The organism is Gordonia sp. 11cp (genome assembly GCF_057767225.1).
The window spans coordinates 2,345,006-2,369,167 of record NZ_CM173437.1 but is presented as its reverse complement, the minus strand read 5'-3'; the positions used below and the strand labels follow the sequence as shown (position 1 = coordinate 2,369,167).

At 67.7% G+C, this 24,162-nt stretch carries 24 protein-coding genes and 1 riboswitch; of the genes, 13 read left to right on the top strand and 11 right to left on the bottom strand.

Annotated elements, in window-relative coordinates; translation table 11 throughout:
- Positions 1-34 precede the first annotated feature (34 nt).
- The 3 genes from AC3B6C_RS10530 to AC3B6C_RS10520 are packed head-to-tail and all read right to left on the bottom strand — an operon-like array spanning position 35 to position 2,869.
- On the bottom strand, positions 35-1,216 hold the full coding sequence (locus tag AC3B6C_RS10530) for an acyl-CoA dehydrogenase family protein (protein WP_488375944.1): 1,182 nt from the start codon (positions 1,214-1,216) through the stop codon (positions 35-37).
- Between the two features lie 17 nt (positions 1,217-1,233).
- The gene (locus AC3B6C_RS10525; protein WP_010844744.1) at positions 1,234-1,482 is read right to left on the bottom strand and encodes an acyl carrier protein; all 249 of its coding nucleotides are present in this window, start codon (positions 1,480-1,482) and stop codon (positions 1,234-1,236) included.
- Positions 1,483-1,528: 46 nt separating this feature from the next.
- Positions 1,529-2,869, bottom strand: a complete 1,341-nt coding sequence (locus AC3B6C_RS10520) for a salicylate synthase (protein ID WP_488375942.1) — start codon at positions 2,867-2,869, stop codon at positions 1,529-1,531.
- A gap of 157 nt (positions 2,870-3,026) precedes the next feature.
- On the opposite strand from AC3B6C_RS10520, the gene AC3B6C_RS10515 reads away from it, so the two are divergent.
- Both AC3B6C_RS10515 and AC3B6C_RS10510 read left to right on the top strand, forming a co-directional pair.
- Complete coding sequence (locus AC3B6C_RS10515) at positions 3,027-4,697, top strand: (2,3-dihydroxybenzoyl)adenylate synthase (protein WP_488375941.1); 1,671 nt, start codon at positions 3,027-3,029, stop codon at positions 4,695-4,697.
- A gap of 250 nt (positions 4,698-4,947) precedes the next feature.
- The gene (locus AC3B6C_RS10510) at positions 4,948-6,033 is read left to right on the top strand and encodes an IS110 family RNA-guided transposase (protein ID WP_488375799.1); all 1,086 of its coding nucleotides are present in this window, start codon (positions 4,948-4,950) and stop codon (positions 6,031-6,033) included.
- A 353-nt stretch (positions 6,034-6,386) separates the two neighbouring features.
- On the opposite strand, the gene AC3B6C_RS10505 is transcribed toward AC3B6C_RS10510, so the two are convergent.
- Positions 6,387-6,734 (bottom strand): GNAT family N-acetyltransferase, encoded by a 348-nt coding sequence (locus AC3B6C_RS10505; protein ID WP_010844948.1) that lies wholly within the window; start codon positions 6,732-6,734, stop codon positions 6,387-6,389.
- 222 nt (positions 6,735-6,956) lie between these two features.
- Positions 6,957-7,046, top strand: a riboswitch (TPP riboswitch).
- Between the two features lie 7 nt (positions 7,047-7,053).
- Here AC3B6C_RS10505 and thiC point away from each other — a divergent pair.
- Together thiC and thiD are read left to right on the top strand one after the other, a co-directional pair.
- A complete protein-coding gene (thiC, locus tag AC3B6C_RS10500; RefSeq protein ID WP_488375940.1) occupies positions 7,054-8,742 on the top strand; it encodes a phosphomethylpyrimidine synthase ThiC in 1,689 nt (562 codons plus the stop codon).
- Complete coding sequence (thiD, locus tag AC3B6C_RS10495) at positions 8,742-9,695, top strand: bifunctional hydroxymethylpyrimidine kinase/phosphomethylpyrimidine kinase (RefSeq protein ID WP_488375939.1); 954 nt, start codon at positions 8,742-8,744, stop codon at positions 9,693-9,695. The genes thiC and thiD overlap by 1 nt, the downstream gene beginning before the upstream one ends.
- On the opposite strand, the gene AC3B6C_RS10490 is transcribed toward thiD, so the two are convergent.
- Both AC3B6C_RS10490 and AC3B6C_RS10485 read right to left on the bottom strand, forming a co-directional pair.
- Positions 9,692-10,657 carry a TIGR00341 family protein gene (locus tag AC3B6C_RS10490; RefSeq protein WP_488375937.1) on the bottom strand — a complete coding sequence of 322 codons (966 nt, stop codon included), beginning with the start codon at positions 10,655-10,657 and terminating at the stop codon, positions 9,692-9,694. The genes thiD and AC3B6C_RS10490 overlap by 4 nt on opposite strands.
- A gap of 208 nt (positions 10,658-10,865) precedes the next feature.
- Positions 10,866-11,255: an SHOCT domain-containing protein gene (locus AC3B6C_RS10485; protein ID WP_014925197.1), complete on the bottom strand. Its 390-nt coding sequence runs from the start codon at positions 11,253-11,255 to the stop codon at positions 10,866-10,868.
- Positions 11,256-11,441: 186 nt separating this feature from the next.
- Here AC3B6C_RS10485 and AC3B6C_RS10480 point away from each other — a divergent pair, with 186 nt between their 5' ends.
- Positions 11,442-12,503, top strand: coding sequence for an LLM class flavin-dependent oxidoreductase (locus AC3B6C_RS10480; RefSeq protein WP_010844827.1), 1,062 nt, complete (start codon positions 11,442-11,444; stop codon positions 12,501-12,503).
- On the opposite strand, the gene egtD is transcribed toward AC3B6C_RS10480, so the two are convergent.
- The gene (egtD, locus tag AC3B6C_RS10475; protein ID WP_488375936.1) at positions 12,484-13,458 is read right to left on the bottom strand and encodes an L-histidine N(alpha)-methyltransferase; all 975 of its coding nucleotides are present in this window, start codon (positions 13,456-13,458) and stop codon (positions 12,484-12,486) included. The two genes, AC3B6C_RS10480 and egtD, sit on opposite strands and share 20 nt — an antisense overlap.
- Positions 13,455-14,807: an ergothioneine biosynthesis protein EgtB gene (egtB, locus tag AC3B6C_RS10470; protein ID WP_488375935.1), complete on the bottom strand. Its 1,353-nt coding sequence runs from the start codon at positions 14,805-14,807 to the stop codon at positions 13,455-13,457. Before egtB ends, egtD begins: the two co-directional genes overlap by 4 nt.
- Positions 14,808-14,977: 170 nt before the next feature.
- Here egtB and AC3B6C_RS10465 point away from each other — a divergent pair, with 170 nt between their 5' ends.
- The gene (locus tag AC3B6C_RS10465; protein WP_488375933.1) at positions 14,978-15,745 is read left to right on the top strand and encodes a Clp protease N-terminal domain-containing protein; all 768 of its coding nucleotides are present in this window, start codon (positions 14,978-14,980) and stop codon (positions 15,743-15,745) included.
- 9 nt (positions 15,746-15,754) lie between these two features.
- Here the strand turns inward: AC3B6C_RS10465 and AC3B6C_RS10460 are convergent, their stop codons facing one another.
- The gene (locus AC3B6C_RS10460) at positions 15,755-16,252 is read right to left on the bottom strand and encodes a DUF5709 domain-containing protein (RefSeq protein ID WP_014925193.1); all 498 of its coding nucleotides are present in this window, start codon (positions 16,250-16,252) and stop codon (positions 15,755-15,757) included.
- A gap of 133 nt (positions 16,253-16,385) precedes the next feature.
- On the opposite strand from AC3B6C_RS10460, the gene AC3B6C_RS10455 reads away from it, so the two are divergent.
- A complete protein-coding gene (locus tag AC3B6C_RS10455; RefSeq protein WP_197282825.1) occupies positions 16,386-16,967 on the top strand; it encodes a hypothetical protein in 582 nt (193 codons plus the stop codon).
- Between the two features lie 4 nt (positions 16,968-16,971).
- Here the strand turns inward: AC3B6C_RS10455 and AC3B6C_RS10450 are convergent, their stop codons facing one another.
- Positions 16,972-17,397 carry a DoxX family protein gene (locus AC3B6C_RS10450; protein ID WP_010844821.1) on the bottom strand — a complete coding sequence of 142 codons (426 nt, stop codon included), beginning with the start codon at positions 17,395-17,397 and terminating at the stop codon, positions 16,972-16,974.
- A 222-nt stretch (positions 17,398-17,619) separates the two neighbouring features.
- On the opposite strand from AC3B6C_RS10450, the gene AC3B6C_RS10445 reads away from it, so the two are divergent.
- Entirely contained in the window at positions 17,620-18,987 is a 1,368-nt protein-coding gene (locus tag AC3B6C_RS10445) for a M1 family metallopeptidase (RefSeq protein WP_014925191.1), read from the top strand.
- Positions 18,988-18,995: 8 nt separating this feature from the next.
- Positions 18,996-20,273: a polysaccharide biosynthesis protein gene (locus AC3B6C_RS10440; RefSeq protein WP_488375932.1), complete on the top strand. Its 1,278-nt coding sequence runs from the start codon at positions 18,996-18,998 to the stop codon at positions 20,271-20,273.
- A gap of 111 nt (positions 20,274-20,384) precedes the next feature.
- Here AC3B6C_RS10440 and AC3B6C_RS10435 read toward each other — a convergent pair whose 3' ends face one another.
- On the bottom strand, positions 20,385-21,239 hold the full coding sequence (locus AC3B6C_RS10435; protein ID WP_488375931.1) for a glycosyltransferase family 2 protein: 855 nt from the start codon (positions 21,237-21,239) through the stop codon (positions 20,385-20,387).
- Positions 21,240-21,330: 91 nt separating this feature from the next.
- Between AC3B6C_RS10435 and AC3B6C_RS10430 the strand changes: the two genes are divergently transcribed.
- From AC3B6C_RS10430 to AC3B6C_RS10415, 4 genes are all read left to right on the top strand, one after another.
- On the top strand, positions 21,331-22,032 hold the full coding sequence (locus AC3B6C_RS10430; RefSeq protein WP_010844817.1) for a glycosyltransferase family 2 protein: 702 nt from the start codon (positions 21,331-21,333) through the stop codon (positions 22,030-22,032).
- 7 nt (positions 22,033-22,039) lie between these two features.
- On the top strand, positions 22,040-22,393 hold the full coding sequence (locus tag AC3B6C_RS10425) for a DUF2304 domain-containing protein (RefSeq protein WP_010844816.1): 354 nt from the start codon (positions 22,040-22,042) through the stop codon (positions 22,391-22,393).
- Positions 22,394-22,487: 94 nt separating this feature from the next.
- Complete coding sequence (locus AC3B6C_RS10420) at positions 22,488-23,030, top strand: EXLDI protein (protein WP_055476986.1); 543 nt, start codon at positions 22,488-22,490, stop codon at positions 23,028-23,030.
- Positions 23,031-23,200: 170 nt separating this feature from the next.
- Complete coding sequence (locus AC3B6C_RS10415) at positions 23,201-24,157, top strand: ABC transporter ATP-binding protein (protein ID WP_488375930.1); 957 nt, start codon at positions 23,201-23,203, stop codon at positions 24,155-24,157.
- Positions 24,158-24,162: the final 5 nt, after the last annotated feature.

The window sequence follows — 24,162 nt, the reverse complement described above, 5'->3', positions numbered from 1 at the left end:
GACCGCCTGGGTGGGAGGGATGTCTCGAAGTGCTTCAGGACGCGGGCGAGCGGGCGCCGAGGAGTTCCGAGCCGACGAACATGGCCTGGTATCGCTCGGTGTCGGGTTTCATCGCCGCGGCGACGAGTTCCCACAGCACCTCGTCGGTGCCGCCGCCGACGCGGGCCAGTTTCATGTCCCGCCACCACCGACCGATCGGGGTCTCGGTCTCGAGGTAGCCGATCCCGCCGAAGATGTGCAGGCACTCCGACGCGACCTCCTCACCGAGATTGGCGGCCGTCGCCTTCAGAGCCGCGGCGGTGCGCAGGTTGATCTTGCCCTCGGCCGCGACACCGGCGAGCGAGTACCGCAGGACGTCGACCCTGGCCTGCAGATCGGCGACGCGCAGGCGCAGCGCCTGGTGGTCGTAGAGTTTCTTGCCGAACTGGGTGCGATCCATCATCCGCGCGAGCGTCACGCCGATCATCACCTCGCACGCGGCGGCGATCTGGGCGGCCACCGAGTAGCGCTCGTGCGCCAGTCCCCAGCTGATGATCGCCAGGCCGGTTCCCGGTCGGGCGATCAGCGCCTCTTCCGGAATCCAGGCGTCGATCGTGACCGGAGCGGTGTCGAGGGGCCCGGCGCCGAGCTTCTGGTACGGCTCGCCGACCGTCACCGACTCGATGGGCACCGCGGCCAGGGCCACGTTGCCGCCGACATCAGGACCGTCGTCGGCGCCACGGCAGACCACGAAGACGTGGTCCGCGATCGGGGAGAGCGACACGAACTTCTTGTGTCCGACGACGCGGAAGCCGCCGTTCTCCGGATGGATACGGGTCTCGGAGTTCTGCAGATCCGAGCCGCCCTGCTCCTCGGAGGCGCCGATACACAGCACGGTCTCGGCGGTCAGCGCACGCTGGGCCAGGTCTTTGAGGTAGTCGTTGCGGCCGAAGCGGCGGAGGATGGCGATGGCGGAGTCGTGCAGGCTGACCCCCACCCCGATCGCCGCGGAACCGAGAGCACCGAGGTGGGCACCGAGCGCGAAGTGGTCGTGCAGGTCGGTGAACTTGCGGTTCTCCCACTTCCGGACGAAGACACCTTCGGCGCCGAGATGCTCGAGAAGGGGCCGGGGAAACCGGTGATCCCGTTCGGCCTGCGCCGTCCACGACGTCACCCGGTCGTCGAACGCGGCGTCGAGCAGTTCGGCGTACGTCTGCACTGGCGTGTCCACACTCATGTCGGCTCTGCGTCCTCTCAGGCCGGGGTGCCGGCCTTCGACCGGATGAGGTCCTCGAGATCGCCGACGGTCTTGGACTCGAAGAGCTCCCGCTCCGAGAGCTTCACCCCGAGACGTTCCTCGATCGCCACCACGCCGATGGCGAACGCCACCGAGTCCAGCCCCAGGTCGTCGATCAGCTTGGAGTCGCGGCTGACGTCGCCGAGCGCGAGGTCGAGGTCTTCTTCGAGGATGCCGCGCAGGGCTTCGGTGATGTGGTCGGACATGTGGTGACTCCTGAGATGGGGGTGTTCGGTCGAAAGTATCGGGTGATCAGCGCGGGACCACGTACGGGGCGACGCTGCCGAGCTTCTCGCAGGTCTCGGTGAACTCGCGCTCCGGCGTGGACTGCGCGACGATCCCGGCACCGGCACGCAGCCACGCACCGTCTCCAGAGGCGAAGATGGTGCGCAGCGCGAGGGTCGCCTCGAGCTCGCCGGTCGACGTCGCGGTGAGGATCGCGCCGGAGTAGAGACCACGACGACGGGGCTCCAGACGGTCGATCGCCTCCACGGCCGGGGTCTTGGGAATCCCCGAAGCGGTGATCGACGGGAACACGACCTCGAGTGCGCGCCAGGGTGTTTCGTGGTCGAGGAGGGTCCCGCGCACGGTCGAGGCCAGGTGCTGGACGCTGCCGCGTTCGCGGACCTCCATGAACTCGCTCACCACCGTCGTGCCGGCAACGGCGATCGAGGAGATCTCGTCGAAGCAGGCCCGCACCGACATGGCATGCTCGGCGATCTCCTTGGCATCGGACAGCAGGTCGGCGCGGGCCACGGCGTCCTGCTCGGGCGAGATTCCGAAAGCCCTTGTGCCGGCCAGTGGTTCGGTGACCACGGTCCGGTCGTCGTGCACCGCGACGACGAGTTCGGGGCTGAACCCGGCGGCCTGCAGGTCGCCGAGCGAGAGCAGGTAGCTGCGGGCGGGGTTGTTGTCGGCACGGCCGCGGGCGTAGGTCGCGGGGATGTCCACGTCGAACGGGATGTCGACGGCGCGCGAGAGGATCACCTTCTGGTACCGGCCGGCTTCGATCTCGGCGACAGCGGTCGCCACCCGGCCGCGGTAGTCGTCGGGGTCGGACTGGACATCGACCGGTCGCGACTCCGCCGAAACGGTTGCCTGCGAGGCTATCTCGAGAAGACGGTGGGCGCGGTCGGCGTCGACGGACCCGGTGTCGACTCCGCCGGCATCGACGGTCGCCTCGAACTCGGGGACGATGAGGTGCGCGAGGACGGTGTCCTCGGGGACACGGTCGAGGATGCCGTGGTAGGGCGCGCAGAAGTCGAAACCGACCCAGCCGTAGACGCGCCAGTCCGGAATCGACAGCGACGCGGTGGCGGCGGCGAGCGCGTCGGCCGGGTCGCCGTGCCAGGACATCGTCGTCCGATCACCCTGGTCGTCGACGATGACCTCGCTCCGCGTGACGACCACCCGAGCACGGACACCGGCCGCGAACGTCCAGCGCCGGTCACGCTCGTAGACGACGTGGTCGCCGAACTCCCCGGAGCCCGCCCAGGCCGCCGTGATCCGTGCGGCATCGGACTCGCTCAGCGGCGAGGCAGGCGCGAGCAGGTCGACGAACTGCGCGGCGTGCGATTCGGTTGTCAGCGACATGTCCTTCGTTCCTCCGGTCGTGATGCACTCGAGCACCGATGATCATAGGGAATCTTAGGGCAGCCTAATCAAACAACCCCCCGCGGGTCGAGAGCCGGTTCGCCGTCCCGTATCGACCGGTAAGGTTACCCTATCCTGGCTGTGTTTGAATGAAGTCATGCCGACGCACCTCGACCACGTGCCCGATCTGCTCGACGGTTTCACCCCCTACGCCGACGCCCAGGCACAGAAGTACCGGGATGCGGGTGTCTTCCTCGACCGCCCGCTGTTCGCGGCCCTCGACCTCGCCGCCGAGCGCTCCCCCGATGTTCCCGCGGTGACCGATGCCTCCACCGACGGTCCGCGCACGCTCACCTACGCCGAGTTCCGCGCCGCCACCCTCCGCCGCGCCGCCGGTTTCGTCGACGCCGGTCTGCAGCCGGCCCAACGGGTCGTCCTGCAGCTCAACAACTCCCTCGACTTCGCCGTGACGCTGCTCGGCCTGCTACGGGCCGGCGTCGTGCCGGTGATGACACTGCCCGCGCATCGGATCACCGAGATCGCGCACCTCGCGGCGGGCGCCGGGGCGGTCGCCTACATCGGCGAGGACGGTCGTCGTGGATTCGACTTCCGCGGCCTCGCGGCCGATCTGCAGTCGCGGGTACCCGAGGTCGGACAGGTCTTCATCTCCGGCGATCCGGGCCGATTCGCGGCGCTTCCCGACGCCGACCCCGCCACCGTCGGGCTGCCGGACGACCCCGACCCCGGATTGCCGGCGCTGTTCCTGGTGTCGGGGGGTACCACCGGCCTGCCGAAGCTCATCGCGCGCACGCACGACGACTACGACCTCAACGCGCGCCTGTCGGCGGACGTCGCCGGCCTCACCGCCGACGACACCTACCTCGTCGCGCTGCCCGCCGCACACAACTTCCCCTTGTGCTGCCCCGGGATCCTCGGCGTGTTCGGCGTCGGGGGCCATGTCGTCTTCGCCGACAACCCCAGTCCGGACAACACGTTCGACCTCATCGAACGGCACCGAGTCACCGTGACGGCACTCGTTCCCGCCCTGGCGCAACTCTGGTGCGCGGCAACCGAGTGGGAGCCGGCGGACGTAAGTTCGCTGCGCCTGCTGCAGGTGGGTGGCGCCAAACTGGCCCAGCCCGATGCGGTCGCCCTCGACGAGGCCCTCGGCGACGTCGTCCAGCAGGTGTTCGGCATGGCCGAAGGGCTGATCTGCTACACCCGTCCCGGCGAACCGCGCGACCTGGTCCATCAGGTGCAGGGTTCCCCGATGTCGGAACTCGACGAGGTACGGGTGGTCGACGAAGACGGCACCGACGTCCCCGACGGCGTCGAAGGGGAACTGCTCGTGCGGGGGCCGTACACGATCCGCGGGTACTACCGCGCCGCGGCGCACAACGAGAAGTCGTTCACGCCGGACGGGTTCTATCGTTCCGGCGACAAGGTCACGAGACTGCCGTCGGGCCACGTCGCCGTGACCGGGCGCATCAAGGACACCATCGTGCGCGCCGGCGAGAACGTCGCCGCGGACGACGTCGAGGAGAACCTCCTCGCGCACGACTCGGTCCGGCAGGTCGCGGTGGTCGGCCTTCCCGACGACGCGCTCGGCGAGAAGATCTGCGCCGCCGTGGTGCTCTCACACGAGCACCCGCCGGCCCAGCCGCTCGAACTCGCCACCATCCGGACGTTCCTCACCGGGCGCGGACTCGCATCGTTCAAGCTGCCCGACGTGATCCGCGTCGTGACCACACTCCCGGTCACCGCGGTCGGCAAGATCGACAAAAAGGTACTTCGCGAGACACTGCTCGCCGGCCCGCCCGCTCCCTGAGGTGCGAGGCGCGATAACGACGAACGACTCCTGCTCCCTGAGGTGCGAGGAGCGATACCGACGAACGACTCCTGCTCCCTGAGGTGCGAGGAGCGATAGCGACGAACGACTCGTGCTCCCTGAGGTGCGAGGGGGATAGACGGTATGAGGGCCTTGGGGCCGAAGGCCTCAAGCTGCAAACACATCGTGGGTTGCTACTGCTGAGTTCACACTCGGCGGTAGCACCACATTGCAGATCAGGAGGCCTCCGGTGATTGTTCAGGGTACAAGTGTCGGATTGGATGTTCACGCACGTTCGGTGGTCGCTCACGCCATCGATGAGGACAGCGGCAACGTGATTCGGGAGACGTTGGTTCCCGATGCGGCGACCATCGTGAGCTGGCTTCACAGCTTGGCTCCGCCTGTGCGGGTTGCCTACGAGGCCGGTCCGACGGGTTTCGGATTGGCTCGGGCGATCACTGCGGCCGGGATGGAGTGTGTGGTTGCCGCGCCCTCGAAGCTGCAACGGCCAGCCGGGGACCGCGTCAAGACCGATGCCCGAGACGCTGCGCACCTGGCGAAGTTGCTGCGCCTGGGCGAGGTAGTCGCGGTCGGTGTGCCCGAGGAGGGTACCGAAGCGGCCCGTGATCTGGTCCGCGCCCGCGAGGACGCTCGCAGCGACCTGATGCGGGCGCGGCATCGATTGTCCAAACTGCTTCTGCGCCAGGGGATCGTCTACTCCGGCGGGAAACCCTGGACCGGTGTTCATCAACAGTGGCTGCAGCGTCAACGTTTCGAGCTGCCGCTGTTGCAAGCCGCCTTCGACAACGACCTGGACGCGGTGTTGAGCGTGACCGCACGCCGAGACCGCCTCGATGAGCTGATCGAACAGACCGCGGCCACCGATCCGTGGCGGGCTGTGGTCACCCGATTGTCATGTCTGCGGGGTGTGTCGACGCTGACCGCGTTCGCTCTGACCGTCGAGATCGGCGACTGGTCGAGGTTCAGTGGCGCCACGATCGGCCCCTACGCCGGGTTGGTGCCCTCGGAATACTCGACCGGCGGTACCCGCAGTCAGGGATCGATCACCAAGGCCGGGAACGCCCACGTGCGGCGGTTGCTGGTCGAGGCGGCCTGGCAACACCGGCGGCCCTACGGCACGCCCGGACAGACCATGCGCCGTCGGTGGGAGGCCGCCTCACCCTCGGCCCGCGCCCGTGGCCATGCCGGCAACCGACGGCTACACAAGCGTTGGCAACAATTCGACCGCCGCAGCAAACATCCCTGCGTGGCCAACACCGCGATCGCTCGTGAGCTCGCCGGCTGGTGCTGGTCGCTGGCGGTGCTCGACGACTAACCAGCACTGACACACAATCTTGGCCACCCGCCGCGACTGCGCTGTGGTGAACAGGGAACGAATCCACGGCGTCGCTATGTGCGCCAGCACCTCTGGGTGCACGGTACGCACGCTTACATAGACCCGTCGGTCAGCGTTTTCATCTCCTGTCGAACACCGTTGAGCGGTAACCAACCCGCGTATATCAGTCCGACAACACCGTCGCGAGTAACGACCACCACACACCGCGGCGGGTGGCCAACCCCCACTACAGCCCCCTAGCAAGGAGGCCAACTCGCCATGGAACTTGACAAAGCAGCACTACATATCAGCGACGAGCCACGAAGGGCGTCGACGCGCCCTCCGACGCTCGATCACACCGGGGCGAGCGTCACGATCCCGGGATGGCTGTCGAGGTAGCGCTTGGTGAACGTGCACACCGGCCGCAGGCGGGCGCCCTGCTCGCGGGCATGGTGCACGACGGTGCGGGTGAGCCGGGTGGCGAGGCCGTGTCCGCTGTACTCGTCGTAGAGCACGGTGTGCAGCACGGTGATCGTGGTCTGACCGTCGACCGTCTCGGTCGAATAGCCGAGCACGCCGACCAGGTCACCGGCGACCCAGAGTTCGAATCGGTCGCGGTCGGGGTTGTGCACCACCTGCGAGATCTGTTGCAGGATCGACTTCGCCGACTGTGGTGGTCGATGACGATGCTTACGTAGCACCCGACCCTCCTCACCTCTTGATCGCGGACATCTGATCACCGACGGGCGACTGCCGCGGCTCGACACCGACACCATCTGTGATCAGGGTCACACGCTACCTTACGGAACCGTAACTGCCGACCCCGATGGCGCTGCCGCCGAAGATCGAGACGGTTCACTCCCGCCCCGGGCCTGGCTCCGGGCGAGTCGAGGTATGGTGACGGGCGCACGACAACTACACACCGCGGGGGCTCTCACGATCACCGAGGGCTGAGATGGCGACGGGCGGTCGCCGACCGCTCGAACCTGTCCGGGTAATGCCGGCGTAGGGAGAACCGCCATGGGCACACGTGTATCCGCCACGCGCACCGACAGCGCACCCGCCGACTCCGGGTTCCTGACCCTCGGTCCCATCGAGGGCAGCACCAAGCACTATCTCTCGGTCGACGACCTGCGTGTACCGCAGCGTCGCATCCACCTCACCAACGGCGAGCATCTGGACGTCTACGACACCTCGGGCCCGTACACCGACCGGTCGGCGCGCATCGACGTCGAGCAGGGCCTCGCACCCACCCGCGACAGCTGGCACCGGCCCGAGCCGATCGACGGCGCGAGCACCCAGCTGGCCTGGGCGCGCGCCGGGATCGTCACCGACGAGATGCGGTTCATCGCCGCCCGGGAGGGCGTCGACGCCGAACTGGTCCGTTCCGAGGTGGCGATCGGACGGGCGGTGATCCCGGCGAACCATCGTCATCCCGAGTCCGAGCCGATGATCATCGGGAAGCGCTTCGCGGTGAAAGTCAATGCGAACATCGGCAATTCGGCGGTCCGCAGCTCGATTTCCGACGAGGTCGAGAAGATGGTGTGGGCGACCCGCTGGGGCGCCGACACGATCATGGACCTCTCGACCGGCGCCGACATCCACACCACCCGAGAGTGGATCCTTCGCAACTCGCCCGTCCCCGTCGGGACGGTACCCATCTATCAGGCGCTCGAGAAGGTCAACGGCGATCCCGCCTCGCTCACGTGGGAGCTGTACCGCGACACCGTGATCGAGCAGGCCGAGCAGGGCGTCGACTACATGACGGTCCATGCCGGAGTCCTGCTGCGCCACGTCCCGCTCACCGCTGAGCGGGTGACCGGAATCGTCTCCCGCGGTGGTTCGATCATGGCCGCCTGGTGCCTGGCGCATCACCGGGAGTCGTTCCTATACACCCACTTCGACGAGCTGTGCGAGATCTTCCGCCGCTACGACATCACGTTCTCGCTCGGCGACGGCCTACGCCCGGGATCGATCGCCGACGCCAACGACGAGGCGCAGTTCGCCGAGCTCCGCACCCTCGGCGAGCTGACCACGATCGCCAAATCCCATGGCGTGCAGGTCATGATCGAGGGACCAGGGCACGTCCCCATGCACAAGATCGCGGAGAACGTACGCCTCGAGGAAGAGCTGTGCGAGGAGGCGCCGTTCTACACTCTGGGGCCCCTCGCCACCGACATCGCACCCGCGTACGACCACATCACCTCGGCGATCGGTGCGGCGATGATCGCCCAGGCCGGCACCGCGATGCTCTGCTACGTGACACCGAAAGAGCATCTCGGCCTCCCGGACCGCGACGACGTCAAGGTCGGCGTGATCACATACAAGATCGCCGCGCACTCCGCCGACCTCGCCAAGGGGCACCCGCGGGCGCAGGAACGCGACGACGCACTCAGCAAGGCGCGCTTCGAATTCCGCTGGAACGACCAGTTCAACCTCGCCCTCGATCCCGACACCGCCCGCGCCTTCCACGACGAGACACTGCCCGCCGAGCCGGCCAAGACGGCCCACTTCTGTTCCATGTGCGGCCCCAAGTTCTGCTCGATGCGGATCTCGGCGGATGTCCGCGCCTACGCCGAGGAGCACGGTCTCGTGACCACCGAGGACATCGACCGCACGATCGCGGAGGGCATGGCGGCGAAGTCGGCGGAGTTCGCCGACGCCGGGAGCCGCGTGTATCTACCGCTCGAGACCGCAGGGGGTGCCTGATGGACACAGTCAACGCAGGACGAAGCACAGTCGACGAGAATCAACGCACGGTCGACGGAAATCAGCGCACAGTCGACGAGCAGGCCTTCGTCGGGCTCCCGATCGGCCCGCCCGGGTCTGTTCCGACTCGGGTCCTGACCATCGCCGGTTCGGATTCGGGTGGGGGTGCGGGGATTCAGGCCGACATGCGCACCTTCGCCCTGCTCGGGGTGCACGGGTGCGTCGCGGTGACCGCGGTGACGGTTCAGAACTCGCTGGGCGTCACCGGATTCGAGGAGATCACCCCACAGACCGTGGCGGCGCAGATCGACTCCGTGGTCGGTGACATCGGAGTCGCCGCGGCGAAGACCGGGATGCTCGCGTCGGCGCCGATCATCGAGGCCATCGTCGAGCAGTGCGGCCGGAGCGGCATCGGTCGGGACTCATCCGTCCCGCTGGTGGTCGACCCGGTGTGCGCATCCATGCACGGCAACCAGTTGCTCGCCGACTCGGCACTCGACACGCTGCGTCACAACCTGTTCCCTCTCGCCACCGTGGTGACACCGAATCTGGACGAGGTCCGGTTGATCACCGGGATCGAGGTCACCGACGCGGCTTCCCAGCGCGATGCGGCCCGGGCGCTGCTCGATCTCGGGCCGCGCTGGGCGCTGGTGAAGGGCGGGCACCTGCGCGCGTCGGATCAGTCGCCGGATCTGCTCTACGACGGCGGGGAGTTCATCGAGCTCAGCCATGAGCGCATCGACACCCCACACGACCACGGCGCCGGCGACACCCTGGCCGCGGCGATCGCGTGCGCACTCGCACACGGTCTTCCGGTCCCCGAGTCGGTCGCCTTCGCCAAGAGTTGGGTGACCCGCTGCCTGGCGGCCGCCTATCCGCTGGGCGCCGGCCACGGCCCGGTCAATCCGTTGTGGCGACTGGGCGTCCGGTCGGAGGATCAGAGGCCGTCCTAGCCGTCCAGTCGCTCACCGACGTCGTGGATGACCACGATGTCGGACTCCCAGGGCAGCAGATCGTGCACGGATTCTTCGAGATCGGTAAGAGGCGGCAGCTTCTCGGGACCGAGCACGGAGATGGTCGCCGTGCCTCCGTGCCAAGTCACCCCGGACACCTCGGCGCCCGGGGTGTCCGCGAGCCACTGCTCCGTGGCGTCGTGGACCTGCCGGACCCACACCGCCGACAGGGAGTTGAGGACCATCGGCACGGTGACGAGGACGAACGCGGCCGAGAGCACCACATACGCTCGCCGTCGTCGACGACGCCCCACGTCCGCCACGTCGTGATACCTGGCGAACACCAGCACGACCGTGCAGGTGATGATCATCGCGATCATGTTGGAGGCGAACAGGATGAACGCGCCGATCGCGAGTGACGGGGCACCCGAGCCGAAGCACACCCCGGTGACCGCCAGCGGCGGCACGAGTGAGATCGCGATGGCCACACCGGGTAGCACATCGCCCAGATCACGGCGGGTCACCGCGATCGAACCGACCAAGCCGGTGGCCAGAGCAGCGAGAAGATCCATCAGGGTCGGCGACGTCCGCCCGACCACCTGCGAGTTCGCCAGCACCGTGGATGGATTCGGCAAGATTTGAGCGACAACGATGCCGATGACGATCACCATCACCATCCCCGCGCCCACATACAGAAGGCTTGTCAGCGCGAGCCGCCCACGACCCGTGACCAGTCCGAGGCCGACGCCCAGGATCGGGGTGGCCAGCGGAGCGACGATCATCGCGCCGATCACCGTCGCGGTCGAGTCCGAGGCGACTCCGGCGGCCGCGATGACACTCGACAGGAACAGCATGAGCCAGAAGGCAGACTGTTTGGCCCGTACGTCTCCGCTGGACAGATCGAGCCGGTCGTCGAGTTCGTCGACGGTGCGTCGCTGATTCTCCGGGATCAGGTCCAGCATCGTCGGTTCACCACCGCCCGCGGCAACAGTTCTCTGATGACCGAATCCATGGGCGCTCCTCGATCGACGGATCGGCAGATGTCCGGTGAACCTCGACGACGCTGCGACATCGGTGGCCGACGCCGCCCGGAAAGCGAACACCGAAAAGGGAAGAGAACGGGCGACGGCGTCTGCAACGCCGCCGCCCGTCACGTCATCTAAGAAGGACTCAGACCGCTGTGCCGAGAGCCTTGCTCTTCAAGTGCTCGAACTCCTGGGGTGTGATCGCACCGGAGTCGAGCAGGTTCTTCGCGTCGGCGATCTGCTGGGTCGGCGTGGCGCCGGCAACCGACCTGATGTACTCGTCGGAGGCCTGCTTCGCCTCGCTGTAGGCCTCACGCTGACGCTCGGCCATTCCCTTGCCCTTGGCGAGCAGGTACACGATCGCGGTGATGTACGGGAAGATGATCAACAAGACCACCCATGCCGCCTTCTGCCAACCCGACGCCGCCTTGTCCCGGAACAGGTCGCTGATGATGTGCCACAGGACGATCAGGTACGCGACGAAGGCGAAGATGACGATCGTGTACCAGATGAAGTCCCAGAATGAATCCCACATCGGGGTGTCTCCCTTGTCTAGAAGAATCTTGTTTCCGCTGAGCAGGTTGCCGATAAGAGCATCGCACAGCGTGATGCCCGCCACCTCGACGAACATGAAAGATGTCCGTGAAATGGTGTGAACGGACCCTCGCGGGCGCCGAATCCCCGGTCTCACCCGCAGAACCACATACTCACGAAGGGCGACATGGAATCTCACGCTGCAGTCACCGACGTCGAGCTCGGGCTCGACACGTTCGGCGACATCACCGCCGAACCCGACGGCGCGCTCCGCTCGGGCGCCCGGACACTGCGGGACCTTCTCGAGCAGGGTGTTCTCGCCGACGAGGTGGGCGTCGACTTCCTCGGTGTCGGTGAGCATCATCGCGACGACTACGCGGTGTCGGCTCCCGAGGTCGTGCTGGGCGCCATCGCGGCACGCACCACACGGATGCGGCTCGGTTCGGCGGTCACCGTGCTCAGTTCCGACGATCCGATCCGGGTGTTCCAGCGATTCTCGACCGTCGACGCGCTGTCCTCCGGACGAGCGGAGGTGATACTCGGCCGTGGGTCGTTCACCGAGTCCTTCCCACTGTTCGGATACGACCTCGCCGACTACGAGGAGTTGTTCAGCGACAAGCTCGCCCTGTTCGCCGAACTCCGCACCGGCCGGCCGGTGTCCTGGTCGGGTTCCACGCGCGGCCCCCTGCAGGCCCAGACCGTCTACCCCGAACTCGAGAACCCGCCCCTGCCGACCTGGATCGCGGTCGGCGGCAGCCCCGAGTCGGTGGTCCGCGCCGCGTCGTACGGCCTACCGCTCATGCTGGCGATCATCGGCGGCGACCCGCTGCGGTTCCAGCCGTACGTCGATCTCTACCACCGCGCCCTGCGGGAGATGGACAAGTCCCCCCTGCCCGTCGGCGTGCACTCGCCGGGCCATGTCGCCGACACCGACGCCCAGGCACGCGAGGAGTTGTGGCCGCACTACCGCGAGTACGTCGGGCGGATCGGCCGCGAACGCGGATGGCCCCCGCCGACTCGCATCGAGTTCGAGCGGTCGACCGGACCGGGTGGCTCGCTCTACGTCGGGTCCCCCGAGACGGTGGCGGCCAAGATCGCCTCCACCGTGCGGGCACTCGGCCTCAGCCGGTTCGACTTGAAGTACTCCCACGGCACGCTCGGCCACGCCGAACTCATGCGCAGCATCGAGCTCTACGGCACCCAGGTCATCCCGCGCGTGCGCGAACTGCTCAGCGTCGGGTCAGGGTGAGTTGGAAGTCGCCTGCGGGATCGGTCCACGCGGACACGACAGTCAGTCCGGCCGACTCGAGTTCGGATGCGAGCGCCTCGGGTTCGAACTTGGTGCTGATCTCGGTGTGGATCTCGGTTCCCGCGGGCACCCGCCACGACCGGCCCAGGACGCCGAAGTACGCGTCGACGTCGCGTCGGGCGCGTAACCACATCTCGATACGGTGCTCGCCCGGATTCCAGCGGGCGATGTGCTCGAAATCGTCGGTGTACAGTCCGCGCGCGTCGAGGCCGGCGCGAAGTACCTCGATCATGTTCCGGTTGAAATCCGCGGTGACACCGGCGCTGTCGTCGTAGGCGGCGACGAGTCGGCCGGTGTCCTTGACGAGATCGGTGCCCAGGAGGAAGTAGTCGCCCGGCGAGAGCGAGCCGACCATGGCGCGATAGAACTCCGCCCGCGCGGCTGGATCGAAGTTGCCGATGGTGCCGCCGAGGAACACCGCCAGGCGGGGCCCGTCGGCGGGCGGCAGATCCAGGTCGGGTTCGGTGAAATCGGCGACCACGGGCACCACGTCGATCCCGGGGTAATCGACCGCGAGGACATCGGCTGTCGCCGTGAGCATCTCGGTGCTGACGTCGACGGGCACGTACGTCGGACGCTCGCCGTCGGCCGCCGCGTCCACGAACGCGTCGAGCAGCAGACGAGTCTTGGTCGACGTGCCCGACCCGAGTTCGACGATCACCTCGGCCCGGGTGGTCGAGGCGATCTCGGCCGACCGTCCCCGCAGGATCGCGGTTTCGCGGCGCGTCGGGTAGTACTCGGGCAACCGCGTGATCTCGTCGAACAGCTTGCTGCCGCGTTCGTCGTAGAGCCACTTGGTCGGCAGGACCGGCGGCTGCTGCCACAGCCCCGAGAGTGCGTCTGCGGCAAGGCCCTCGGTGGCGGTCTCCACCGGGGTGTCGCTGTCGAGGCTCATCGTGCCAGCCGTAGTCCCGAGAAGACCCAGCGCGACTCCGCCGGGAAGAAGTTGCGATACGTCAGCCGTTCGTGTCCAGCGGGGGTCACCGCGCTCGCCCCGCGGAGCACGTGCTGATCGGACATGAACTTCCCGTTGTACTCACCCACCGCACCGTTGGCGGGAACGAAGCCGGGATAGGGCAGGTACGCGCTCGCCGTCCATTCCCACACATCACCGATCATCGCCGATCCGGCGCGTCCGGGATGACATCGGCCGGGATCGAGCAGTGCACCGCGTTCGGCACCCAGTGAGCCCGCGGCGATCTCCCACTCGAATTCCGTGGGCAGACGGGCACCGGCCCAGCGCGCAAAGGCGTCGGCCTCGTAGAAGGAGACATGCAGGACGGGCTCGTCCGGCACGATGCGCCGGCGACCCGACAGGGTGTACGTCGTCCAGTCCGCGGGGTCCACCGACCGGGCACCGGTCTCGTCGCGCCAGTATCCGGGCGCCTCCCAACCGGTCTCACGAATCGTCGCCCACCCGTCGGACAGCCAGAACTCGGCGCGGCGGTAGCCGTCGTCGGCCATGAACTCCAGCCAGTCGGCGTTGGTCACCACCCGGTCGGCGATCTCGAAGTCCTCGAGGTAGACCCGGTGCCGGGGCCCCTCGTTGTCATAGGAGAACCCGCTGCCCAGCGCGCCGACCTCGACGACGCCGCCGTCGAACTGCCGCCAGCCCAACGGCTTTGCGATGCCCGGTTCGTCGGGTTCGCGGTCGACGTATACCGGGCCGAACGCATGCGTGGAGAACAGGTGCTTGATGTCCATGAGCAGCAGTTCCTGGTGCTGCTGCTCGTGATTGCAGCCCAGTTCGACCAGTTCGAGAGCGGCGTCGTCGAGAGTGCCGCGTTCGAGGCGGTCCACCACCGCGGCGTCGACGTGCTCGCGATAGCGGGTCACGTCGCGGACGCCCGGCCGGGTGACCAGGCCGCGATCCGGTCGTGGATGCCGTTCTCCCACTGCCTCGTAGTAACTGTTGAACAGGTACCGAAAGGTCTCGTCGTAGACGGTGTAGGCGGGGTCCTGCCGCAGGATGAACTCCTCGAAGAACCAGGTGACGTGTGCGCGATGCCATTTCGCCGGGCTGGCCTCGGTCATCGACTGGGGCGTCTGGTCCTCTGGCGAAAGCCGTTCGGCCAGCGTGTCTGTCAGGGTCCGGACATCGAGGAAGCGGCGCGCGACGTCGGTGACGACGCCGCTGGGCGCCGGGACCTCGGCGGCTTCTCCGGACCGGGACGTCGCGGACGGGGTGGCCGCGGACTGGGCGGCTGCGGACTGGGGACGAACCGACGGTTCGGTGATGCTCACTGGATATGACCTCCCGTGGCAAGGACTGGAGTGACCGACGACGACTTCACCGATCTCCGCATCCATCGTCATGACGCGCGCCGTCTCTGTCAACGAACGCGGCCCTAATCACCCGGACAAGTCGTCAACACGGGGTTGACGACGCGTGTTCGTCAACCTACGGTTGACGCATGACACAGAGCCCGATCCCACTCCGCCTCGACGACCTCATCAGCGCGATCCGCAAGGTCCATCCCGACCCCCTGGACCAGTTGTCCGACGCCGTGGTCGCGGCGCAGCACCTGGGCGACGTCGCAGACAGTCTCATCGGGCACTTCGTCGACCAGGCCCGTCGTTCCGGGGCGTCGTGGACCGCGATCGGCGCCAGCATGGGCGTGAGCAAGCAAGCCGCTCAGAAACGCTTCGTCGATCGCGTGTCGCCGGTGAGCGGGACCGAGGCAGCGGCGGCGGACAACCCGTTCTCGCGCTTCACCCCGCGCGCGGCGAACGTGCTGATGACCGCGAACGCGGCCGCCGCCGCCGACCGGGCCGAGCACGTGACCCCGGCACACATCGCACAATCCCTGACCGCCGAACCGAAGTCCCTCGTGTTCGTCGTCCTGCAGGAGCTGGGCGTCGGCATCGACGCATGGCGCACCGCCGTCGCCCCGCTGATCCCCGCGACGCGCGAGATCGCCGACGACGAGGCGACCAGCGTGGTGCCTTACGACGATGCGGCCAAGGCCGTCCTGGAGGCCACCGTCGGTGTCGCCCTCGACCTCGGGCACAACTACATCGGCACCGAGCATCTCCTGCTCGGATTCTTCGCCGACCCGGCACTGGCCGACGTGATGACCGGGCTGGGACTCACGGCCGACGCCATCCGCGCGACGATCGTCGACGCGCTGGCTCAGGTGCTGGAAGGGTTGCCGTCGACCGACCGGGCCGACGAGGCCTGATCCGGCCGATCAGTCCGGGGTGTCGGAGATGTAGTGCACGGCAGCCTCTTCGGCAGAGGCGCCGGCGCCGTCGATCCCGGCGTCCTCGGCGAACGCCTCGGACTCGGTGTCGATTCCCGACCCGGCATCCGGCGCGATCAGTCGACCGGCACGCCGGTCCCCGACCTCGTCATCCTCCTCGAACTCGTCGTCCCGGTCGGAATCGTGTGCGCGCCAATCGGTCCGGGAACGCTCCTCGGCGGTGATCTCATCGAGCGGGTCGACCGCCCCGACGTCGGGCTCCTCCTCGGCCAGTCGCTCGTCGAGCGTCTCGCCCTCGGCCTGCTCGCGTGACGTCAGCCCGTGGACGGCACCCTTGGGCACACGGTCGGGAGGCGAGTACCCCTCGTCGAGGACGTCGTCGACGCCGCGGTCGACCAGAGTGTCCTCCGGCTGGAGCTGATCGTCCTCGTCCAGGCTGTACTCGCCGTCCGAGCCCTCCGGGGTACTACCGATGTCGTCCTTCATCCTTGCCACGATGCCAGTCCGCCGGAAGTCGCGCCAGGACGACCCCGGGCGGTGAGACGCGGCGGGTCGTCACCGGGCCGGGGTCGGCCCCTTTCGGCCGAATCGCCGATGCCGGGGTACGGGATCGGCGACAATGTCGAGGGTGATCGAGGAAATGCAGGCCGAGGCCCAGGCGCTGCTCTCGGCCGGTGAATACGACCACGCGCTGGCCGAGTTCTCCGTGCTCCGCGAGATCAGGTCGCGCCGCGAGGGACCGTATTCGGTGATGTACCTGTCCAACCTGCACGACTGCGTCCGGTGTATGTCGCATCTCATGCTGTGGTCCGACGCGAGCCACCTGTGTCGCGAGTTGCACGGCAAGTACGTGCGCACACACGGCCGGGCCGGGTCCGACACGGTCGATGTCGCGAAACACTGGGCCTGGGCGCTCGTGCACCTCCACGACTACCCACCGGCCGTGCGGCTGTACCTGCTCACCGCCGATGCGCTCTGGGATTCCGACCCCGGACAGGCGCAGCGTCTCCTCGGCGCGGCGGTGATCCACCGGCACGACACCGATCCCCTCGCCCTGCTCTCACCCGGCCTCATCGACGGCGTCGGTCTCCGGCACGCCGACGAGGAACGCGAGACGATCGCACGCCTGGTGGCCGCCCTCGCCGACACCGGTGCGGTGTCGACGAGTACGGCCACCATCGACGGCCTGGCCTTCGCCTGAGGCCTCAGACGACGTCGCGGCGTCGTCGTCGCATGATGTAGCTGTCGGCACCCATCCGGCCGGCCGAGGTGTAGCCGACCGCCAGCAGCCCCGCGATCAGTGCGAGCGGCCACTCGTAACCGCCGTCCATGTTCCAGAACCCGGCGTCCCAGTGCACGAACACGATCGCGCCGATCATGTCCGCGATCAGCAGGGTCGCGACGATCGGCAACAGCAGCCCGAGGATCAGCAGGATGCCGCCGATCAGCTCGACCCAGGTGGCGTAATACGCCGCCAGCTCCGGGTACGGCACGTCCATCCCGCCGGGGCCGAAAGCCGTCTTGGTGGCGTCCATGCCTTGCGTGAACAGCTTCTGCCAGCCGTGGGCGATGAAGATGATGCCGAGTATCAGGCGCGCGAGAAACTGCGCCACACTACCGAATCCGCTCATTCCGCACTCCTCGAATCGATCGGGCGGGCCGGCTGTGCCGCCGCCAGGTACTCTCTCAGTGTCCGGGACAGCATCGCCCCGTCGCGGGTGAACTGCCGAATCGAGACATCACCACCCAACCGCAACCGCTTCGTGACCGGTCGCAGCGCGTCGTCGACGCGACCCGTCGAGGCGCACCACCGCACGTCGGCCCGCCGGGGCAGAACGGAGTAGGAGTCGAGAGTGCCGGGAAAGTTTGGGCTGGGTTCGCGAGGCAACTCCGGGCAACCCGTGCTGGGAGCACCCGCCGACGTCCTCGACCCGTACCTGCCCGACAACGGCAATCTCGGTTATCGGATCTCCCGATACGACCTGGAACTCGAGTACAAGGTGGCGAGCAATCGGCTCGAGGGCACCGCGGTCCTGACCGCGACGTCGTACGCCGAGCTCAAGAGATTCACCCTCGATCTGGCCGGCTCGCTCTCGGTGCAGCGGGTGTCGGTCAACGACAAGCGCGCCCGCTATTCCCACCGCCGCCACAAGCTGACCATCACCCCGGACAGTCCCCTCCCCCCGGGTGGTGCCATGACCATCACGGTCCGCTACCACGGCAGTCCCCACCCGATCCGCGGTCCTTGGGGTGAGGTCGGCTGGGAGGAACTGACCGACGGCGCGCTCTGCGCGAACCAGCCCAACGGGGCGGCGTCGTGGTTCCCGTGCGACGACCACCCGAGCGCCAAGGCGCCATACCGGATCTCGATCACCACCGACAGCCCCTACCACGCTCTGGCGAACGGCGTCCTGGAGTCCAAGCGTGTCCGCGCCGCACACACCACCTGGGTCTACGAGCAGGTGGAGCCGATGCCCACCTACCTGGCGTCGATCCAGATCGGTCAGTACAAACAGATTTCGTTGGCGTCCAAGCCGATTCCGGTCGCGGGTCTCATTCCCGCGCGGCTCGAGGAGAACTTCGGCGTCGACTTCGGCCGACAGACCGAGATGGTCTCGGCGTTCGTCGAGATGTTCGGACCATACCCATTCCCCCGGTACACCGTCGTGGTGACCGACGACGACCTCGAGATCCCCATCGAGGCACAGAGTTTCTCCACCTTCGGCGCCAACCACTGTGACGGCAGCCGGCACGCGGAGCGGCTGATCGCTCACGAACTGGCACATCAGTGGTTCGGCAACTCGGTGACCGCGGCCCGATGGCGAGACATCTGGCTCCACGAGGGTTTCGCCTGTTACGCGGAGTGGCTGTGGAGCCAGCACTCCGGCGGCCGAAGCGCCGACGAGTGGGCGCGCCACTACTACCAGAAACTCGAATCGTCGCCGGTGCGTGTGCCACTCGCCGATCCGGGTCCGCGCAAGATGTTCGACGACTGGATCTACAAGCGCGGCGCACTCACACTGCACGCCTTGCGGCTGACCATCGGTGACGGGGATTTCTTCGCACTGCTGCAACGGTGGACCGACAAGTACCGCTACGGGTCGGTGACCACCGAGGACTTCATGGCGCTCGCCGCGACCCATTCGTCGAAGCCGCTCAAGGGACTCTGGGACGAGTGGCTGTTCACTCCCGAACTGCCGCCGTTCCCCGGTCCTTCCTGACTCGTTCGATGACAACCGATCCGACGACGCCGGGTCCTCAGGCGGGGCCCGCGAGCCCGCCCGGTGACACCGATGCGGCGTCGCTGGGACGGGTCACGATCGCGACCGGCGTCGCGGCCGCGTCGGGGTACATCGTCCTGCTGCTGGCGGCCCGCCATCTCGGCGCCGTCGGTTATGGCGTGTTCGCGGTGTTCTGGGCTGCCTATGGTCTGGTTACCGGCGCGCAGAACGGCCAGCTGCAGGAGACGACGCGCGCGGTCCGGACCGCCGAGTCGGAGGGGCACGCCCGGTCGCGGCCGCTGCTGGTGAACACGGGCATCGGACTGGGCCTGGCCGTTCTCGTCATCGCGACGTCACCGCTGTGGAGCGCGCGCGTGTTCACCGACGATCGCGGATTGTCGGTGCTGCTGCTCGCCGTCGGCGTGGCGAGCTTCGCGGTGTACGCGCACCTGTGCGGCGCGTTGTCGGGACGGTTGAACTGGTCGTCGTTCGCGGCGTTGCTGTCGGTCGATGCGCTGATCCGGCTCGCCGGTGCCGGGATCGCGGTGGCGGCCGGCTGGGGCACCACCGCGTTCCTCGTCGTCACCGTCATCGGATCGGTGTCGTGGTGCGTGTTGCTTGCGACGTCGGCGTCGGCCCGCCGCGCGATCGGCGTCGCCGGCGACATCCCGCCGCGGCGTCTGGCGGTCAACACCCTGACCGCGATGGCCGCGGCCGCCGCGAGCGCCGTACTCGTCATGGGTTTTCCGGTCCTCATCAACCTGACCACCGATCTGCACGGCGGGCCCGACGCCGACGAGACCCGGACGATCGGCGCGCTGGTCCTCGCCGTCACCCTCACCCGCGCACCACTGCTGGTGCCGCTCAACAGCTTTCAGGGCGTTCTGATCTCCCGATTCGTCGACCGCCGGGATCGTCGCCTCGCCTCCCTCGGTACGCCACTCGGGATCGTCGCGGTCGTCGGCGGCGTGGGGGTCCTCGGCGCGTGGCTGGTGGGTCCGTGGTTGCTCAGGTCGGTGTTCGGCGCCGATTTCGATCTCGACGGGCTGGTCGTGGCGATGCTGACACTCGGGGCGACCTGCCTGGCACTGCTGACGGTGACCGGCGCCGCCGCGATCGCCGCCGGCGCCCACCGCTGGTACGCGGCCGGATGGTGGGTGTCGACCCTCGTGGCCGTGGCCGTGTTGCTACTGCCGTTCGACGTCGCGACCCGGACCTGTCTCGCCCTCGTCGTCGGCCCGGTCATCGGTCTCGGAGTGCATCTGGTCGGGGTACTGCGGGCCTGACCGACCCACCTCCTGCTCCCTCATCCGAAAGAGCGACCCACCCCCTGCTCCCTGAGGAGCGCCCGGAGCCTGCGGAGGGCGCGTCACGAAGGGTCCCCGCAGCTCCCACCCCTAGCTCCCGGACGGACCCCGCAGCCGGCCGATGCCCGCGCCCACGCGGGCCGAGAGATGGTTGAGCCGCGAAGTGGCGTGCCATCGCGCGGCGCGCGCCGCCTTCGGCCAGCCGCGCGCGGCGCAGCGCTCGGCTTCCTCGGCGAAGAACCGGTTCTCCTCGGCGAATCGCCGGCCGTCGACGGCCTGCACCGAACTCACCGAGGCGCTGTGCCTGCGGTAGGAGAAGACCACCTCGGGGTCGTAGACGAGCGATCCGCCGGCGCCGGCCAGGTCCACGAGCAGCGCAAGGTCGAGGACGATCTCCAGTCCCGGACGGAACCCGACCTCTCGTACCGCGGCGGTCCGCCACAGCAGGGACGGGAAATAGGTCCAGTTGCCGTGGTACAGCGTCGTCGCGAGCCGTTCCCCTGCCAGAACGGTCGCCCGCGGCGGCGCGAGAACCGACTTGATCCGATCGCCCAGAGGTGTGACGGGCTGCCCGTTCTCATCGATGACGTCGACGCCGGGCGCGATGACCGCGGCGTCGGGGTGGTGACGGGCCAGCGTTCGGACGGTGGACAGGTAGTCCCGGTGCATGAGGTCGTCGCAGCCCATGACGACGAACCAGTCGGCGGTCACCAGGTCGACGCACCGCCGGAAGTTCCCGTTCACGCCGAGGTTGGTCTCGTTGCGCAGGTAGTGGACCCGGGCATCCCCGAGCGAATCCAGCCACCGTCGCGGCGTCGGATCGGGATGACAATCGTCGACGACCACCAGGCGCAACTCCGGGTCGTCCTGCTCGAGAACACTGGTCACGGCCTGTTGAAACTGGGCGACGTCGCCGTAGAACGGCATCATCACGTCGATCGTCACCGGACAAGACTAACCGGGTCCGAAGCCTCCGCCGCGCACGAGGCGTGCCGGACGACAGGCGCCACGCGCATGCGGGTTAGGGTTGTTGACCATGGCCGACCCCACCACCAACGCCGACGTGTGGCTGGTGGTACCCGTTTTCAACGAGGGCCAGGTGATCCGCGAGGTGGCGACCAAGGCCCGCGAGACGTTCCCCAACATCGTCTGCGTCGACGACGGCAGTTCGGACAATTCGGCCGACGAGATCCGCGCCGCGGGCGTACACCTGGTGCGGCACCCCGTGAACCTCGGCCAGGGCGCCGCCATCCAGACCGGCGTCGAGTACGCGCGCCGCCGGCCGGGGGCCCGGTTCTTCGTGACCTTCGATGCCGATGGGCAGCATCAGGTCGACGACGTGTCGGCGATGATCGAGCGGCTGCGGCGCGAGCCCGTCGACATCATCGTCGGGACGCGGTTCGCCGACGGTCGCAGTGAGTCGGTTCCGCTTCTTCGCCGAATGGCGTTGCGCACCATCGTGTTCCTGAGTCCGCGCACACGCCGCCTCGGACTGTCCGACGCGCACAACGGACTTCGGGCCTTCAACAAGACCGTGGCCGATCAGCTCGATCTCTTGATGAGCGGGATGAGCCACGCATCGGAGTTCATCGCGCTCATCGATCATCACCGGTGGCGGGTGGCCGAGCAACCGGTCACGATCCTCTACACCGACTATTCGCGGGCGAAGGGGCAGTCGCTGATCAACGGGGTCAACATCGTCGCCGACGGCCTGTTCCACACGCGGATGAGGAAGTGATGTCACGATGATCTGGTTCCAGGTCCTCGCGATCCTCGGCCTGATCGCGCTCGTCGGCTTCTTCGTCGTGAACCGCGGCACCGCCCGCGCTTCGGCGGGTGTGAAGCTGCTGTTCGTCGCGTTCATCGGCTTCGGCGTCTACGCGATGCTGCGTCAGGACGATGTCACGTGGGTCGCCAACAAGATCGGCATCCAGCGCGGCCTCGACCTGGTGCTGTTCCTGTTGGTCATCGCATTCGCGTTCACGACGGTGTCGACCTACCTACGATTCCGCGATCTAGAGGTCAAGTACGCACGGCTGGCCCGCGCGATCGCGCTGCAGGACGCCGAGCGTGAGAACCGCGGCGGAACGGGCGACTAGCCTCCGACCGTCATCCGCTGGCCGCTCCACCATCGGCCGTACATATTTCGAGACCACCCTTGCATCTACGTATACATCTACTCATAGTTAGCGCATGCCGAACAAGACCATCTACGTCTCCGACGAGGACATCAAGGTCCTCGAACGCGCCCAACAGGTGTCGGGAGGCAATCTCTCCGGCGCGGTCGTGGAGGCATTGCGCGCCTACGTACGAGCAGCGGACTACCGCGACGCCGGGTACGAGGAAGTGGTTCTCCGGGACGGCCCCGACGGCGTCCGCCGCAAACGGTTCTTCGGCAGACTCCTCGCCGAAGAGACCGAGTACGACGAGACCACCGGCAACGCAACCAAATTGAGCTCCTACGAGGGCCGGACCGGAAAGATCGTCCTCGCGGTCCACCACGTCGACTGGGCGAATTACGGGGTGACACATCGACAGAAGACCGGTAACTGGCTCAAGGACCTGACCGGACTGCCCAGCGTCCGCAGTCTGTTCACCGCCGACCTGCCCGACTGGGGAGACTACCGCGTCGACATCGTCGACACCGCCGAGCAACTCAAACCACTTGTGCCCGAACGTTTCTACGCACGAACCGCGGCAGCCCTACGACCCGAGGTCGAAGACCTGGACGTGTGACCCCCTCCCGACAGCCCTTCTAGAGCCCTTTCCAGAACAACCGAGAACCTCCGGCGACGTCCACCAGGGACGTTCGTCTACCAAAACATGCATATATGCGCATGTCTTTATCTGTTCCGCAGTCGTCACCACCACCACCACCACCACCACCGATACAAGGAGCCTCGACCATGACACCAACGGCCATCAGCGCGGTGGGACTCACCAAGTCCTTCGGCGACCACACAGTCCTCGACGGCATCGATCTCCGGGTACCCGCCGGCAGCGTGTTCGCACTACTCGGTCCCAACGGTTCGGGAAAGACGACCACGGTCAAGATCCTGTCCACGTTGTCGCAGCAGGACGCCGGGGACGTGGAGATCGCCGGCCTCGATCCGCGTACCGACCGCGCGGAGATCTGCGCACAGATCGGCCTGACCGGGCAGTTCGCCGCGGTCGACACGTTGCTGACCGGACGCGAGAACCTCACCATGGTCGCCCGGTTGCGACACCTCTCGAAGACCGCAACCCGCGAACGCGTCGACCGGTTACTCGACGACTTCGACCTCACCGAGGCCGCGGACCGCCGGGTCGCCGACTACTCCGGCGGCATGACCAGACGCCTCGACCTGGCCATGACACTGGTGGGCGAACCGTCGATCATCTTTCTCGACGAGCCGACGACCGGCCTCGATCCACGGTCCCGCCGGGCGGTCTGGGACACCGTCCGCGGCCTCGTCGCCGGTGGCACCACCATCTTCCTCACCACGCAGTACCTCGAGGAGGCAGACCATCTCGCCGACCGGATCGCCGTGCTCGACCGAGGCCGAATCGTGGCCGAGGGCACGGCGGCGGAACTGAAGCGACTCGTCCCGGGCGGGTACATCCGAATCGACTTCACCGACGCCGACGACCTCGAGCGGGCACGGGCGCAGTTCCCGTCGGCGATCGACACGCCGGGCGAGAACACCCTCGCGGTACCCGGTGGCGCCGGCATCGGCGCCGTCCGGGACGTCCTGGCCACCCTCGACCAGGCTCGCATCGACGCCGCCGGGATCTCCGTTCACACACCTGATCTCGACGACGTGTTCCTCACCATCACCGGCCGCACCGCCGCGACCGCCACCGCCACCGCCACCGCCAACTAGGAGAA

Coding starts and splice junctions, on each gene's coding strand:
- AC3B6C_RS10425 (WP_010844816.1), top strand. CDS start 22,040: ATGATCTGGTTCCAGGTCCTCGCGATCCTCGGCCTGATCGCGCTCGTC.
- AC3B6C_RS10480 (WP_010844827.1), top strand. CDS start 11,442: ATGGAATCTCACGCTGCAGTCACCGACGTCGAGCTCGGGCTCGACACG.
- AC3B6C_RS10525 (WP_010844744.1), bottom strand. CDS start 1,482: ATGTCCGACCACATCACCGAAGCCCTGCGCGGCATCCTCGAAGAAGAC.
- thiC (WP_488375940.1), top strand. CDS start 7,054: ATGGGCACACGTGTATCCGCCACGCGCACCGACAGCGCACCCGCCGAC.
- AC3B6C_RS10420 (WP_055476986.1), top strand. CDS start 22,488: ATGCCGAACAAGACCATCTACGTCTCCGACGAGGACATCAAGGTCCTC.
- AC3B6C_RS10515 (WP_488375941.1), top strand. CDS start 3,027: ATGCCGACGCACCTCGACCACGTGCCCGATCTGCTCGACGGTTTCACC.
- thiD (WP_488375939.1), top strand. CDS start 8,742: ATGGACACAGTCAACGCAGGACGAAGCACAGTCGACGAGAATCAACGC.
- AC3B6C_RS10460 (WP_014925193.1), bottom strand. CDS start 16,252: ATGAAGGACGACATCGGTAGTACCCCGGAGGGCTCGGACGGCGAGTAC.
- AC3B6C_RS10450 (WP_010844821.1), bottom strand. CDS start 17,397: ATGAGCGGATTCGGTAGTGTGGCGCAGTTTCTCGCGCGCCTGATACTC.
- egtD (WP_488375936.1), bottom strand. CDS start 13,458: ATGAGCCTCGACAGCGACACCCCGGTGGAGACCGCCACCGAGGGCCTT.
- AC3B6C_RS10440 (WP_488375932.1), top strand. CDS start 18,996: ATGACAACCGATCCGACGACGCCGGGTCCTCAGGCGGGGCCCGCGAGC.
- AC3B6C_RS10415 (WP_488375930.1), top strand. CDS start 23,201: ATGACACCAACGGCCATCAGCGCGGTGGGACTCACCAAGTCCTTCGGC.
- AC3B6C_RS10490 (WP_488375937.1), bottom strand. CDS start 10,657: ATGCTGGACCTGATCCCGGAGAATCAGCGACGCACCGTCGACGAACTC.
- AC3B6C_RS10485 (WP_014925197.1), bottom strand. CDS start 11,255: ATGTGGGATTCATTCTGGGACTTCATCTGGTACACGATCGTCATCTTC.
- AC3B6C_RS10465 (WP_488375933.1), top strand. CDS start 14,978: ATGACACAGAGCCCGATCCCACTCCGCCTCGACGACCTCATCAGCGCG.
- AC3B6C_RS10430 (WP_010844817.1), top strand. CDS start 21,331: ATGGCCGACCCCACCACCAACGCCGACGTGTGGCTGGTGGTACCCGTT.
- AC3B6C_RS10455 (WP_197282825.1), top strand. CDS start 16,386: ATGTCGAGGGTGATCGAGGAAATGCAGGCCGAGGCCCAGGCGCTGCTC.
- AC3B6C_RS10520 (WP_488375942.1), bottom strand. CDS start 2,869: ATGTCGCTGACAACCGAATCGCACGCCGCGCAGTTCGTCGACCTGCTC.
- AC3B6C_RS10530 (WP_488375944.1), bottom strand. CDS start 1,216: ATGAGTGTGGACACGCCAGTGCAGACGTACGCCGAACTGCTCGACGCC.